Source organism: Streptomyces sp. NBC_01267 (assembly GCF_036241575.1).
Lineage (GTDB): Bacteria > Actinomycetota > Actinomycetes > Streptomycetales > Streptomycetaceae > Streptomyces.
This window is the reverse complement of the sequence record NZ_CP108455.1, coordinates 3,671,265-3,684,647: the sequence shown is the minus strand read 5'-3', so window position 1 is coordinate 3,684,647 and position 13,383 is coordinate 3,671,265. Positions and strand designations below refer to the sequence as shown.

Below are 13,383 nucleotides of genomic sequence, written 5' to 3'. Positions count from 1 at the left end.
GAGAGGGGCCGGGCTGAGACGGACCCCGGGCTGAGAGGGACCCCGGGCTCAGCAGCTCAGGTCGCGGCGGCGCAGCGCCGTCAGGCCCGCGGCCACCAGCGCCGCCGCGACCCCGGTCAGCACCAGCACCGGTGTCCAGTCCATCGCCGCGCCCGGCAGCTTCGGCAGTTGCCCGAACGGTGACAGGTCCAGGGCCCACTGCGGGAGGTTCAGCACCGGGCCGATCCACCCCAGGGCCAGGGCGAGCCCGGCCACCCCCCAGGCGGCCGGTGCGGCCTTCGGGGCGGCTCCGTACAGCAGGACGGTGAGGCCGCCCAGTGCCCAGACCGCGGGGAGCTGCACCAGGGCGGCGCCGACGACCGGGCCGGGGCGGTGCCCGTACCCCACGGCCATGCCCGCACCGCCCGCGAGCAGTACGGCCGCCGATCCCGCGAAGGCGACGACCAGATGGCCCGCGGCCCAGCGCAGCCGGCCGACCGCGTTGGCGAGCAGCGGTTCGGCGCGCTGGGAGGTCTCCTCGCCGTGCAGCCGCAGCACCGAGGCGACGACGAACAGCGTCGTGACCATGCCCAGCATCCCGGTGATCGCCGAGAGGAACGCATCGGTCAGGCCGGCGTGGCCGCCCATCCGCTGGAAGATCTCTCTGGCACCCGAGTTGCCGCTGACCAGATCCGCGGCGCCGTCTGCCATGCCGCCGAAGACCACCCCGGTCACCAGGAACCCGGCGAGCCACCCGAGGACGCTGCCCCGCTGAAGCCGCCGGGCCAGCGCACCCGCCGTGCCGAGTCCGCCCCGCGCGGGCCCCGGCCGGGCCGGCAGGAAACTCAGTCCGACGTCACGGCGGCCCGCGAGGGCGTACGCGAGGACGGCCTGGACACCGACGGCTGCCGCCAGGAGCCCCAGCACCCACCAGCGTTCGGACGCGTAGGGGCGTACGTTCTCGGCCCAGCCGATCGGCGACAGCCAGGTCGACACGGCCGAACCGTCGTCGGAGGTGGCGTCGCCCGCCGCCTTCAGTACGTACGCCGCGCCGATCACCGCAGCGGTGATCCCCTTCGCGGCCCGCGCGCTCTCGGTGAACTGCGCCGCGATGGCCGCCGTGCAGGCGAAGAGCGCCCCGACACCCGCCACGGAGAGGGCCAGCGCCACCGAACCGCGGCCCGGTACACCGGACGCGACCAGACCCGCGGCCGTCACCGCGGCCAGTGCGGCCTGCGCGGTGAGCGCGGTGAGCAGCGCGGCGGTGAGGGGTGCGCGCCGCCCCACCATGGCCGAGGAGAGCAGTTCCTGACGGCCGGTCTCCTCCTCCTCGCGGGTGTGCCGTACGACGACGACCAGGCTCAGTACGGCGGCGAGCGTGGCCCCGAAGGCGACCATCCGCCAGGCGGTGAGCCCGCCGGGCGAGTCGCTGAACGCGGGCCCGTACAGCGCGCGCAGCGAGCTGTTGGCGTTCATGGACCTGGCGAGATCGGCGCGCTCGGCAGCCGTGCCGTACAGCGAGGAGAGGGAGGAGACGACGGACGCGTAGGAGCCGCCGAGAGCCAGCGCCCAGACCGGCAGCATGATCCGGTCGCGGCGCAGGGCCAGCCTCCACAGGACCCCGGTGCCCGCGAACGGGCGCGAACCCCGGGAGGCCGTGCCGGCCCGCGGCGGCAGGGCGACGGCGGTCACCGGGACACCGTCCCTTCTTCGGCAGGGGTGTTGTCGTGCGGGGTGTCCGGGTGTGAGGGATTCGGCTGCGAGGCGTTCCCGCTCGGGGTGGTCGGCGGCTGGGCGTTCGGGGGCCGGGCGTTCCGGTGTGGTTCCGGCGGGTCGACCGGCCCGGCCGCGTAGTGCCGCAGGAACAGCTCCTCCAGCGTCGGCGGCGCGCTGGTCAGCGACCGCACCCCGGCGGCGCTGAGCGATCTGAGTACCGCGTCCAGCTGGTCCGTCTCGACCTGGAGCCGGACGTGAGTTCCCTGGACGTCGGCGCCCTGGAGGTGGGTGCTGCGGACGTCGAGGTCGTGCACCCCGGCCAGCTGCGCCAGCCCGTCGGGCACGCGCGCCAGTTCGGCGACGATGGCGGTCCGGGTCAGATGCCGCAGCTCGTCGAGCGAACCGGTCTCCACGGTCCGCCCCTTGCGGATGATGCTCACCCGGTCGCAGAGCGATTCGACCTCGCTCAGGATGTGGCTGGACAGCAGCACGGTCCGCCCCCGGTCGCGTTCCTCCCGTACGCACTGCTGGAAGACCTCCTCCATCAGCGGGTCGAGACCGGAGGTCGGCTCGTCGAGGATCAGCAGGTCCACGTCGGACGCGAACGCGGCGACCAGGGCGACCTTCTGCCGGTTGCCCTTGGAGTACGTACGGCCCTTCTTCGTCGGGTCCAGCTCGAACCGCTCGACGAGCGAGGCCCGCCGCACCGGATCGAGCCCGCCGCGCAGCCTGCCGAACAGGTCGATGATCTCGCCGCCGCTGAGGCTCCGCCACAGGGTGACGTCGCCCGGCACGTAGGCGATGCGCCGGTGCAGTTCCACCGCGTCGTGCCACGGGTCGCGCCCGAGCAGCCGGGTGGTGCCCGAGTCCGCGCGCAGCAGTCCGAGCAGGACGCGGACGGTGGTGGACTTCCCGGATCCGTTGGGGCCCAGGAAGCCGTGGACCTCGCCGGTCCGGACGGTGAGGTCGAGGCCGTCCAGGGCGGGGGTCCGCCCGAACGACTTGTGCAGTGCGGTTACTTCGACGGCTACGTCGTCGGCAGGATCGGCCAGGGTCATGCTTCTGAAAGTACCGGGATTTCACAAAGTTGTGAAGTTAAGGAAGCGTATGAAAAGGAGCCGTATAAACTCGGGACCGCGATGCGGGCAGGCTGTCGCGTGACGGACTGCCGCGATACGGCCGTCGCGAGCCGTCGCGATACGAGTTGGGGAGACGATCCAAGGATGACGACGAAGCACGCCGGACCGGACGGAGCCGACACGGCCGACGGTGCGGACGGTTCTCATGGCCCCGGCCGTGCACAGCCTGTGGACGACGCGGTCTCCCGGTTCGTCGAACGCTTCGCCGCCCAGCTCACCGAGGCGGGCATGCAGCGGATGCCGTCCCGCATCTTCGCCGCGGTGCTCGCCTCCGACTCGGGCGCGCTGACCACGGCCGAACTGGGCGAGCAGCTCAAGGTCAGCCCCGCCGCGATCTCCGGCGCCGTCCGCTACCTCGCGCAGGTGAACATGATCACCCGCGAACGGGAACCGGGATCACGCCGGGACCGCTTCCGGGTGCACAGCGACCAGTGGTACGAGTCGCTGACCAACCGCGACCTGGTGCTCAGGCGCTGGGAGAACACCCTGCGCGAGGGCGTCGAGAACCTCGGCCCGGACTCGCCCGCGGGGCGCAGGATGGGCGAGACGCTGGCCTTCTTCGAGTTCCTGGAGGGCGAGCTGGGGACGATGATGCAGCGGTGGCGGGCGTACCGGGAGGAACGCTTCGGCTAGGGCCTCTCGTTTGGATCACGCCGGGTCAGGACGCGGGGTGGTCAGAACCCCGACAGGTCCGGGCTGTTCGGGTTCAGTTCCTGGTACGGCTCCTGGGGCCAGTACGCCCGGCCGTCGATCCACCCCACGACCACCGGCGGGTTCACGTCGACCCAGCCGCGCAGCTCCACCGTGCCGACCGGCTCGCCGGGCAGCCCGCGCCAGGGCTTCTTCGCGTTTCCGGGCACCAGCTGGATCATCGCCTCGGGCTGGTCGTCGTCCCCGCCGTACGGGGGGAAGAGGACCAGGGCGTGCTTGCTGCCGTCGGGAGCGGACAGCAGCACGTACCGCTTCGGCACCGGTACGGGGGCGCGGGCCGCGCGGGCGATCAGGCGGGCGGCCGGGATCCCGTTGTTCCACGCCCGCCAGGAATTGAGCACGGCGAGGGCGGCCCACACCACCGCGAGCACCTTCATGTTGAACGGGATCCCGCCCCGGACGGCGTACACCACCCAGGGGAGGACGGCCACGCCCAGCGCACCTGCGACGGCCGTCAGCCCGCTGGTCCTGCGCAGCCCCCGCACCCGCCACCACGCCACTTCGCGGACATCGGCCTCGGGACGCGCGCGTTCATCCGCGACGTGCTGGAGTCGCGCCCGCTCTGCCAGCGCCGCGTAGGTCGTCCGGGCCGGGGGCCCGGCGCCGGGTTTCATCCGGGCCTGCACCTCCGCCGCCGTCCCCATCGCCTTCGCATGTGCGGCGCCTGCCGCGTGTGCTCCTGGACGCCGTCTGCGTACGGAGGCGACCGTGCCGCCCACGAGCCCCCCGCCGGAGATCAGCAGGCCGATGAGCTCGATCGGGACGACGGCGTCGTTGGCGGGGCTGCCGATCAGGTCGGAGTTGTAGAGGTCGCCCTTCCACGGTCCGTACGACACCAGCCAGCCGGTGTCCCAGTCGGCGAGCAGCGCGCCCCGGTCCGGGTCGCACCGGAACGGACCGGTGCGGGTGCGGTGTTCCCAGGGGTCGGTCCACCGGACCGTGCAGTGTCCGGCCGGGCTCTCGCTCACCACGTGCAGGTCGATCTGCGGATCGTGCTCCGACGCCACCTCGGCGTATATCCCGAACCCCAGAAGGACGGCCCCCAGCAGGGCGACCCACCGGAAGATCCCGAACCGCCGTCGCCGTCCGTGCCCGTCCTGGAACGGGCTACCGGCGGCCGGGGCCGAGGTCGGCGGGCCTGCGGCGACGGGGGGCTGCTGGGGCCATGGTTGTGGCTGGAGGTGGGGCTGGGGCTGTGAAGGCGGGGGCAGGGCCATGAGCCCCCGCGCCTGCGCCGCCCGCGCGAGCCGTTCTCTGATGTGCCGGCGCCGGATCGGGGTGCCGCGCACCAACTGCCAGGTGCCCGGTCGCATGAGCACGCCGCCCGACTTCGGGTCGCCGCACCACCACAGCACCCCGTCCGGTCCGGGCAGCGCCAGATGCAGGCGCTGTCGCTGAGCGGAAATGTTCAGCACCGTAAGCCCGCCGTCCTGCGGGTCGCACAGCACCACCGCGGTCGCGCTGCCCAGCCACTGGTACGGGGCCGCATCCGCGCGGCACGCCACCCAGGGCCGGGCCGCGAGTGTCCGCCGCATCGTCCGGGCCCGCAGCAGGGTGCCGAGCCCGGTCAGTACGAGGGTCAGGGCGGTGATCCCGAGGAGCGGAGTAAGACCTCCGAGAGTTCCCGGCCCGACCAGGACAGCGACGGCCCACAGAATCCAGGTGCCCGCGCCGGTCAGCGAGAGGGTGCGGCCCCGTGACCGGTAGCGGTCGAGGGCCTGCGCGGTCATGGGCAGGTCCAGTGCCGCAGGTACTGACCCGGGTCTGTCGCAGTCCGCCGGTTCGCTCATGAGATCCCCCACCCTGTTCGTGCTCTTTCCGCCCCTCCCGGCGAGGATATCCAGGACCGTTTCGGCAGGTCAGCGCCGCCCACCGGACTCATCCCACCGGCAACGTCAGCCCCCACGCCCCCGCCCGTACCGTCCAGGTCCGGGTCCGTACCGGGCCGCCCACCACCCCGTCCCGCCGGTACCGGAAGTCCGCGCCGGAGACGGTCACGGCCAGGGCCTCCGCCGTCATCAGGTCGCCCGACGGCAGCTCGACGACCACCTCCGCCTTCCCGGCGCCGCCGCGTGACGAGACGGAGACGCCCGTCACCGGCTGGTGCAGGTCGGTGAGCAGCACCCCGTCCGCCTCCACGCGCAGCCGCTGCGCCGGGGGCGCCGCACGGGCCGGGGCGGGGCCCACCAGCGTGCGTACCAGGGAGCGGCACGCATGCCACACCGAACCCGGTGGTGTCCGGCCCCACCCCGGCGGCGCGGGGTCCGCGGTGGGGAGGCGCAGACCGCCCAGGACCACCGCGTCGCTGTCGTCCACCAGCAGATCCAGCCAGCGCACGGCGCCGTCGAGGACCGACCGGGCGGCGGCCACCGCGCCGACCGGGACGCCCAGCGATCTGGCCAGCTCCAGTGCGGGCGGCGGGCCGACCGGGACCAGGGACAGGGCGCCGCGGGCCCTGTCCCGTTCCCGGTGCAACAGGGTCACCGATCTGACCAGGGCCCGGTCGTCTCCGATCACCACCAGCCGCCGGTTGCCCCGTCTGCCGAGCACCCGGGCGAACTCCTCGGGCCCCTCGGGCAGGCAGATCTTGGCGTGCGCCCCGGCGCACAACACGTCTTTCGCGATCCGTACGGACTCGCCGTCCGCACGGCGGGCGACCGGGTCGATGACCACCAGCAGCTGATGCTCGGTGCTCGCTGCGGGATCTGGAGCCGACACCTCGGTCCTTCCTCGGGTAGCATCCTTGTGCAAGAGCCCCTTGCGCTATTGCGCCAGGGGCTTCGTCTATTCCGGGGCAGCCGGTTCGACGGTTCGGGTATCGGCGTACGCCAGACGTGCGCCCCCTGACCTTGGACATGCCCCGCCCGGAAGGGGTGTACGCCTGTGCCCGCACTTGTGCTGCTCGGTGCTCAGTGGGGTGACGAGGGCAAGGGAAAGGCCACCGACCTCCTCGGTGGATCAGTGGATTACGTGGTGCGCTACCAGGGCGGCAACAACGCCGGCCACACGGTTGTCGTAGGCGACCAGAAGTATGCGCTCCACCTCCTCCCTTCCGGAATCCTCTCACCGGAGTGCACTCCGGTGATCGGTAACGGTGTCGTCGTCGACCCAGCGGTCCTGCTCTCCGAGCTGAGCGGACTCAACGAGCGGGGCGTGGACACGTCCAAGCTGCTGATCAGCGGTAACGCGCACCTGATCACGCCGTATCACACGACCGTCGACAAGGTGACGGAACGGTTCCTCGGCAAGCGGAAGATCGGCACCACCGGCCGCGGTATCGGCCCGGCCTACGCCGACAAGATCAACCGCGTCGGCATCCGCGTCCAGGACCTCTACGACGAGTCGATCCTGGAGCAGAAGGTCGAGGCCGCGCTCGACGGCAAGAACCAGATCCTCGCCAAGCTCTACAACCGGCGGGCCATAGAGGCCGGACAGATCGTCGAGGAGCTGCTCGGCTACGGCGAGCAGATCCGGCCGTACGTCGCCGACACCGCGCTGGTCCTCAACAAGGCGCTCGACGAGAACAAGGTCGTCCTCATGGAGGGCGGCCAGGGCACGCTCCTGGACGTCGACCACGGCACATACCCCTTCGTCACCTCGTCGAACCCGACCGCGGGCGGCGCCTGCACCGGTACCGGCGTCGGCCCGACGAAGATCACCCGGGTCATCGGCATCCTCAAGGCCTACACCACGCGGGTGGGCGCGGGACCGTTCCCGACGGAGCTGTTCGACGAGGACGGCGACAAGCTGCGCTCGATCGGCCACGAGTACGGCGTCACCACCGGCCGTGACCGCCGCTGCGGCTGGTTCGACGCGGTCATCGCGCGCTACGCGACCCGGGTCAACGGGCTCACCGACTTCTTCCTCACCAAGCTCGACATCCTGACGGGCTGGGAGCAGATCCCGGTGTGCGTGGCGTACGAGATCGACGGCAAGCGCGTCGACGAACTCCCGTTCAGCCAGACCGACTTCCACCACGCGAAGCCGATCTACGAGTACCTGCCGGGCTGGACCGAGGACATCACCAAGGCGAAGACCTTCTCCGACCTGCCGAAGAACGCGCAGGCGTACGTGAAGGCGCTGGAGGAGATGTCCGGCGCGCCGATCTCCGCGATCGGTGTGGGTCCGGGCCGTACCGAGACGATCGAGATCAACTCGTTCGTCTAGCAGGACCCTTCACCGGATGGCATCGCGCGGCGGCCGACCTGCTGGACAGGTCGGCCGCCGCCGCGTATCCGGCGGCATGGGCCGGTAGGACCGGGCGGGATGGTTGATCTGGGCGTCACGAAGGAGACCGGATGCTGCCGAGGTCCAGGGTGGCGAACGTCCGGCCCCTGCGCGACGAGCAGGAGCTTTCGTTCGTAGCGCCCGGTCAGCTCTGGCTCACCGAGAAGGACGAGCGGGGCGCGACGGAGCTGTCGTCGATCTCCGAGTGGGAACCGACGGATGAAGAGGACCTGATGGCGTCGTACCTCGCCGGTTCCTTCGGGGCCGTACCGAAGGTGTCGGAGGGGCAGATCGGGCGGCGGTTGCTGCGGACGGACGAGCTGGCACGAACGGAGGCGGACGACGTCTGATGGCGAGGCCAAGGGGAGGGGACAGCGTTTCCCGCAAGAAAGGCGCGCGAAGGGACGTGGGAGCCGCCCCCGTCAGGTGTACATCTTCACCGAAGGCGAAGTCACCGAGCCGAGTACATCGACATCATCGTCAAGAACGGCAGGGAGTCTGGGCGAAGCGGTTCGCGACATTCTCGGCTTCGTGTCCGGAACGCCCTCACCCCCGCCCGGCTGACCGCGCCACGTCCGCCACGATCCGTGCCGTCGCCCGCCCGAGGTCCCGTACCGGAGCGTCGGATGCCGGAACGCACCGGGCCGTCGCGCGATCGTAGGTGCAGCCGAGCACCCCGGCGTGGTCGGTGGCCGGTTCGCTGAGCTGTGAGTCCCAGCCGTGGGCGAGCAGTGCTTCGTGCAGTTCCCGTGAGGACTGCCAGGGGATGACGGTGTCCGCGGTGCCGTGCACCAGCCGTACCGGCACCGGCGCCACCGCACGGTCCAGCGCGTGGAGGGGCGGGACGCCCGTGGTGCGCGCCGGGCGCAGGTAGCCGCCCGCGATGCCGACCACCGCGGCGGGCCGCCAGCCGTCGAACAGCTCCGGGTGCAGGGCCACGCCCAGGGCGGCGCCCGCCCCCGCCGACCAGCCCGCGAGGACGATCCGTTCGGAGTCGTCGGTGAAGTCACGTGCCTGGTCACGGACGAACCGCAGGGTGTCGGTGAGATGGGCGCGGCCCTCGTCGGGCTGGTCCGCACGCCAGTCGGGGACCAGGACGGTGGGGCCCAGCCCGGCTATCTCCCGGGCCAGCGGGGCCAGTACGTCCCGCTCGTCGGGTCCCATGCCGTGCCACAGCAGCACGCACGGGCCGCCGGGTCGGGCGGGCGTGTAGACGTCGAGGGGCTTGCTCTCGCTGCCGGTGGGGTACCGCAGGGTGCGGGTCGTGATGCTCATGGCCGCTCCTTCGGGCTGTGTGCACGCTGATGCTGCTGGGGCCGTGGGCCATTCTTGCCTGAGACAGGTCCTAGCGACGGACCGCGTACTCGCCCAACCCGTTCTCCGCCAGTCCGAAGACCTCCTGCGCGAGCGTGACCACGACCGGGCAGATCTCGTCGACACTCTCGCCCCCGATCCGGCGCCGGTGGATCTCCTCCATGAGGGAGGCGCGGGCTGCGGCGATCTGCATGGCCACGCAGTGCGCGACCGCCTCGCCCGCGGCACCGCGCTCCCGGCCCGCCTCGGCGATGAGCTCGTCCGCGAGCAGTTGCGTGGATCGGGCACTCCAGGCGTACGTACGGGTCAGCAGCGCCGGTGTCGCGAGGATCAGTTCGCGTACGCGCAGGTTCATCGGATCGGCGTTCATCCCGACGGACGCGTCGTGGGCTGCCAGTTGGTCGAGGAACTGACGGTGCACGGCCGCCACGGCGGACTCACCTGGGGGGCGCTCGCGGACCGCGCGGGCCATGTCCTCGGTGTGCCCCTCCATGGGTTTCAGGACCATGTCTTCCTTGTTCCCGAAGTAGTTGAAGACCGTCATCTTCGAGACGTCCGCGGCCTCGGCGATCTCCGTCACCGAGACCTTGCCGAAGCCCCGCTCGACAAAGAGCTCGATGGCGATCCGCCAGATCCGCAGCGAGGTGTCCCGCTTCTGTGCACGATCCATGACAGATCGAGCGGCGCGAATCCCAGCGCGGTGCGGATTGCGGGCAGTGCGACATTGACCACCGACATGTCCAGGGCGAAGACGAGCTGGGCGACGGCCGCCGCTGGCCGGGATCGTGGGTACCGGCCATGCGACGACGGTGCCGCGGGCGTGTGGCCGGGCACGGTAGTGCTCCTGGTGTGCGCGGGCGCCATCGCCCTGACCACGGTGCTCAATCTGTGCGTGCGGGACGTCTACCGGATCAAGCGGCAGCCGGTACGCGAGGAGTCGCGTACCGGCCGGGTGCCCGTTCCCTGACGTGACTTCAGCGCTTGACGGCCCGCAGGATCACGAACTTCGGGTCGCTCGTCACGACCGAGCAGTTGCCGAAGATCCGCTTCAGCGTGACGTGGTAGCTCAGGTGCCGGTTGCCGACCACCCACAGTTCGCCGCCCTGGCGCAGCGCCGTGCGTGCGCCGGAGAACATCCGGCGGGACGTCTGGTCGCTGGTGGCCTGGTGGGTGTGGAACGGCGGGTTGTTCAGTACGAGGTCGACCGAGCCCGCGGGCACCCCGGCGAACGTGTCGCCGACCAGGAATTCCGCCTCGGCGTCCGGGCCCAGGTTCTCGCGGAACGTGGCCTCGGCCGAGGCCACCGCCTGGAACGACTCGTCCGTGAAGACCACTTCGGCCTGCGGGTTCGCCAGCGCGACGGCCGTGCCGACGACGCCGTTGCCGCAGCCCAGGTCCACCACCCGCTGCGGTCCCTCGCGCCGCGGCAGGTGCGGCAGGAAGAAGCGGGTGCCGATGTCCAGGCGTTCCGCGCAGAAGATCCCGGCGTGGTTGACGACCGTGCGTCCCGACGCGGCGCCGATGCCGGCGGGGAGCTCGTAGCTGCGCGGCCAGGGGCTGGGTCCGGCGGAGAGCGACGGGTCCGGGGTGGCGAAGATCAGCCGCGCCTTCTTCACCGCGAGGGACGTCTTCGTCCCGCCGATCAGCTGCTCGAAGAGCTTCAGGGTCGAGGTGTGGATCTCCTTGACCATCCCGGTGCCGATGACGACGGTCCCGGCGTGCACGGCGGGCGCGATCCGGTGCAGCTGGTCCTCCAGGAGCGCGAGGCTCTTGGGCACCCGGACGATCAGCAGGTCGACGCGGTCGGGCGGGGTGTCCCGGGTGGACAGCAGCCGTACGGCGTCCTCGGCGATCCCGTTGCGCGCCAGGTTGGCCCGGGTGGCCTCCTGGCCGAGGAAGGAGTCGGTGATCTGGGTGACCGGCCCGGTGGCGCGTCCGGCCAGCGCGGTGGTGAGCGCGCCCCAGCGGTCCCCGATCACGACGGCGCCCGTCGCCGCCACCGCTGTCTCTTCGAGATGCCGCAGCAGATATTCGTCGGCGGCGTCCCAGGCCCGCAGCTGGTCGCGGGGGTCCTCCGGGAAGCGGGTGAGGGCGAGCGCGCCTGATGACGTCGGCAAATGGTTCATTGTCGAGCAAGGCTAGTCGACGGGACGGAGGGGTCGGTCCGCCTCCGTGCCGCCTCCGGGCCGGCCCCGCCCTGACCCCCGGCCGCCCGCGTGCGGGCTCAGTCCGACTTCGTGTACGTGAGTTTGTCGCCGTTCGCGGTGTTGACCCGGCGCAGGGTGCCGTCGGGGAGCAGGGTCAGTTCGGTCGCATCGCCCGCTTTGCAGGAGGACATGGGCTGACCGACGGTGACCGTCGAGGGGCCGATCTCCAGCGGGGCGCCGGGGGATCCGGCCTCGGCCAGCCCGGCCTCGAAGACACAGTGATACCCGTCACCGTCGGCGGTGAGGGAGAGCACCGTGTCGCCCACATCGCCCTGCTGGATGACCAGCCGCCGGGGGTTGGCACCGGAGGCGCCGGTCACCGAGCCGTTCCAGGTGCCGAGAAACCCGTCGGGGATCGTGCCGGACGTCGGGCCGGGGTCCGGTGAGGTGCCGTCCGACGCGGAGCCGGACGGGGCCGGGGACGCCGAGGTGCCCTCCTCGGCCGCCGGCTGCGGGGATCCGGTCCGGGAGCGGCCCGTGGTGTCCGTCGGTCCGTCGTCCCTGTTCATGACCGCGTACACCGAACCGCCCGCGCCGATCGCGACGACCAGGGCCACCGCGACGAGCGCCACCGTCGACCGGCTGATGCGCCGCGGCGGCTCGGGCGCCGGTGGCGGGACGGGGTAGCTGTATCCGGGCTGCGGCGGCAGCCGGGGGTAGCCGTACGCCGGGGAAGCGGGCGGTACGGAAGAGGGCGACACGTGAGGGGGCGGGGCGGGCGCGGGTGCGGGCGCGGGTTGCGGGGAAGGGTGCGGCGGGGCCGCCTGGACGGGCTGCGCGGGCTGGATCGGAGGTCCGGGTTCGGGGGCGCCGGTGCTCCGGTCCGTTCCCGGTGCCGTTTCCGGTGCCGTTCCCGGTGACGATTCTTCGGCGGCTGCTATCGCCGTTGCTGCTTCCGCCGCTTCCGTTGCTTCCGCCGCTGCCGGGTCCGGCCCACCGTCCGGGTCCTCCGAATCCAGCAACTGCACGGCATGGCGCCCCAGTTGGGCGACCAGCGGGCCCGGCAGCCACGGTTCGCCCGCCACCGCCCCCGCCGTACGCTCCAGGAGCTGCGGCACCGTCGGGCGGGCCGCCGGGTCCTTGCGGAGGCAGTCGCCCACCAGGTCCTGAAGGCTCTCCGGCAGCCCTTCGAGGTCCGGCGGCTCCTGCACGATGCGGAACATCAGCGCGTGCACCCCGTTCTCCGCGGTGCCGAACGGGAGCTTCCCGCTCGCCGCGTACGCGAGCACCGAGCCCAGGCAGAACACGTCGCAGGCCGTCGTGACCCGGCCGCCGCGCACCTGCTCGGGGGCCATGAAGCCGGGGGAGCCGATCAGCGCGCCGGTGCGGGTCAGGCTGTCGTACGTGGTGGTCATCGTCTCCAGCGCGCGGGCGATCCCGAAGTCGATGACCCGCGGTCCGTCGATGGTGATCAGTACGTTCGACGGCTTGAGGTCGCGGTGGATCAGCCCGGCCCCGTGGATGTCCGCGAGGGCGTGTGCCAGGCCCGAGCCGAGGATGCGTACCGAGCGCTCGGGCAGCGGTCCGTGCGCGCCGGAGACCACGGACCGGAGGCTGGGGCCCGCGATGTAACCGGTGGCGACCCACGGGACCGGAGCCTCGGTGTCCGCGTCGAGGACGGGCGCGGTCCAGGTCTGTCCCGTGCCCTGACGGCCAGGAGGGGTTCCGTCGCCCGCGACCCGCCGGGCGGCCTGCACCTCCAGGCGGAAGCGGTCGCGGAACTCGTCGACCTCGGCCAGTTCCGGCCGTACGAGCTTGACCGCGACGGTCCGTCCGCGGTCCGAGCGCGCCAGATAGACCTGGCCCATTCCGCCCGCACCGAGCCGCGCCAACAGGCGGTACGTACCGATGCGTTGTGGATCGCCCGGCTGAAGTCTCTCCATGGTGGTGCCGTCTCCCCCGTACCCGCTCGGCCAACCGCGCGACCGTGCACGCGCGACCGCGTATGCCGGACGCAAGCGAGGATAGTGCGCCTGTGCGACCCGCTGGTGCGCCTGTGCGATCCACCGGTGCGCCCCTGCTCACGGTTCCGGTTCCGTGGCGGAAGCCGTTCTGGTGGGCGAGCCGGTCCGACGGCCCGGTGCGGGGTG

At 72.0% G+C, this 13,383-nt stretch carries 12 protein-coding genes; 4 read left to right on the top strand and 8 right to left on the bottom strand.

Features of this window, described 5'->3' with window-relative positions:
• Window positions 1–48 precede the first annotated feature (48 nt).
• Together OG709_RS16910 and OG709_RS16905 are read right to left on the bottom strand one after the other, a co-directional pair.
• The gene (locus OG709_RS16910; RefSeq protein WP_329166778.1) at window positions 49–1,671 is read right to left on the bottom strand and encodes an ABC transporter permease; all 1,623 of its coding nucleotides are present in this window, start codon (window positions 1,669–1,671) and stop codon (window positions 49–51) included.
• Window positions 1,668–2,753: an ABC transporter ATP-binding protein gene (locus OG709_RS16905; protein WP_329166776.1), complete on the bottom strand. Its 1,086-nt coding sequence runs from the start codon at window positions 2,751–2,753 to the stop codon at window positions 1,668–1,670. Before OG709_RS16905 ends, OG709_RS16910 begins: the two co-directional genes overlap by 4 nt.
• A gap of 165 nt (window positions 2,754–2,918) precedes the next feature.
• On the opposite strand from OG709_RS16905, the gene OG709_RS16900 reads away from it, so the two are divergent.
• On the top strand, window positions 2,919–3,467 hold the full coding sequence (locus tag OG709_RS16900; RefSeq protein ID WP_250302611.1) for a GbsR/MarR family transcriptional regulator: 549 nt from the start codon (window positions 2,919–2,921) through the stop codon (window positions 3,465–3,467).
• 41 nt (window positions 3,468–3,508) lie between these two features.
• On the opposite strand, the gene OG709_RS16895 is transcribed toward OG709_RS16900, so the two are convergent.
• Window positions 3,509–5,275 (bottom strand): hypothetical protein, encoded by a 1,767-nt coding sequence (locus OG709_RS16895; RefSeq protein ID WP_250302612.1) that lies wholly within the window; start codon window positions 5,273–5,275, stop codon window positions 3,509–3,511.
• A 148-nt stretch (window positions 5,276–5,423) separates the two neighbouring features.
• A complete protein-coding gene (locus tag OG709_RS16890; RefSeq protein ID WP_250302613.1) occupies window positions 5,424–6,263 on the bottom strand; it encodes a diacylglycerol kinase in 840 nt (279 codons plus the stop codon).
• A gap of 165 nt (window positions 6,264–6,428) precedes the next feature.
• Between OG709_RS16890 and OG709_RS16885 the strand changes: the two genes are divergently transcribed.
• Entirely contained in the window at window positions 6,429–7,712 is a 1,284-nt protein-coding gene (locus tag OG709_RS16885; protein ID WP_250302614.1) for an adenylosuccinate synthase, read from the top strand.
• 131 nt (window positions 7,713–7,843) lie between these two features.
• A complete protein-coding gene (locus tag OG709_RS16880; protein WP_329166769.1) occupies window positions 7,844–8,122 on the top strand; it encodes a hypothetical protein in 279 nt (92 codons plus the stop codon).
• A 196-nt stretch (window positions 8,123–8,318) separates the two neighbouring features.
• Here the strand turns inward: OG709_RS16880 and OG709_RS16875 are convergent, their stop codons facing one another.
• Window positions 8,319–9,047, bottom strand: a complete 729-nt coding sequence (locus OG709_RS16875; protein WP_329166767.1) for an alpha/beta hydrolase — start codon at window positions 9,045–9,047, stop codon at window positions 8,319–8,321.
• Window positions 9,048–9,117: 70 nt separating this feature from the next.
• Window positions 9,118–9,756 carry a TetR/AcrR family transcriptional regulator gene (locus tag OG709_RS16870; RefSeq protein WP_326694515.1) on the bottom strand — a complete coding sequence of 213 codons (639 nt, stop codon included), beginning with the start codon at window positions 9,754–9,756 and terminating at the stop codon, window positions 9,118–9,120.
• Between the two features lie 66 nt (window positions 9,757–9,822).
• Here OG709_RS16870 and OG709_RS36080 point away from each other — a divergent pair, with 66 nt between their 5' ends.
• Window positions 9,823–10,053 carry a hypothetical protein gene (locus OG709_RS36080; RefSeq protein WP_250300910.1) on the top strand — a complete coding sequence of 77 codons (231 nt, stop codon included), beginning with the start codon at window positions 9,823–9,825 and terminating at the stop codon, window positions 10,051–10,053.
• Window positions 10,054–10,060: 7 nt separating this feature from the next.
• On the opposite strand, the gene OG709_RS16860 is transcribed toward OG709_RS36080, so the two are convergent.
• Both OG709_RS16860 and OG709_RS16855 read right to left on the bottom strand, forming a co-directional pair.
• Entirely contained in the window at window positions 10,061–11,212 is a 1,152-nt protein-coding gene (locus OG709_RS16860) for a methyltransferase (RefSeq protein ID WP_250300882.1), read from the bottom strand.
• Between the two features lie 98 nt (window positions 11,213–11,310).
• Entirely contained in the window at window positions 11,311–13,176 is a 1,866-nt protein-coding gene (locus tag OG709_RS16855) for a serine/threonine-protein kinase (protein ID WP_329166764.1), read from the bottom strand.
• Window positions 13,177–13,383 lie beyond the last annotated feature (207 nt).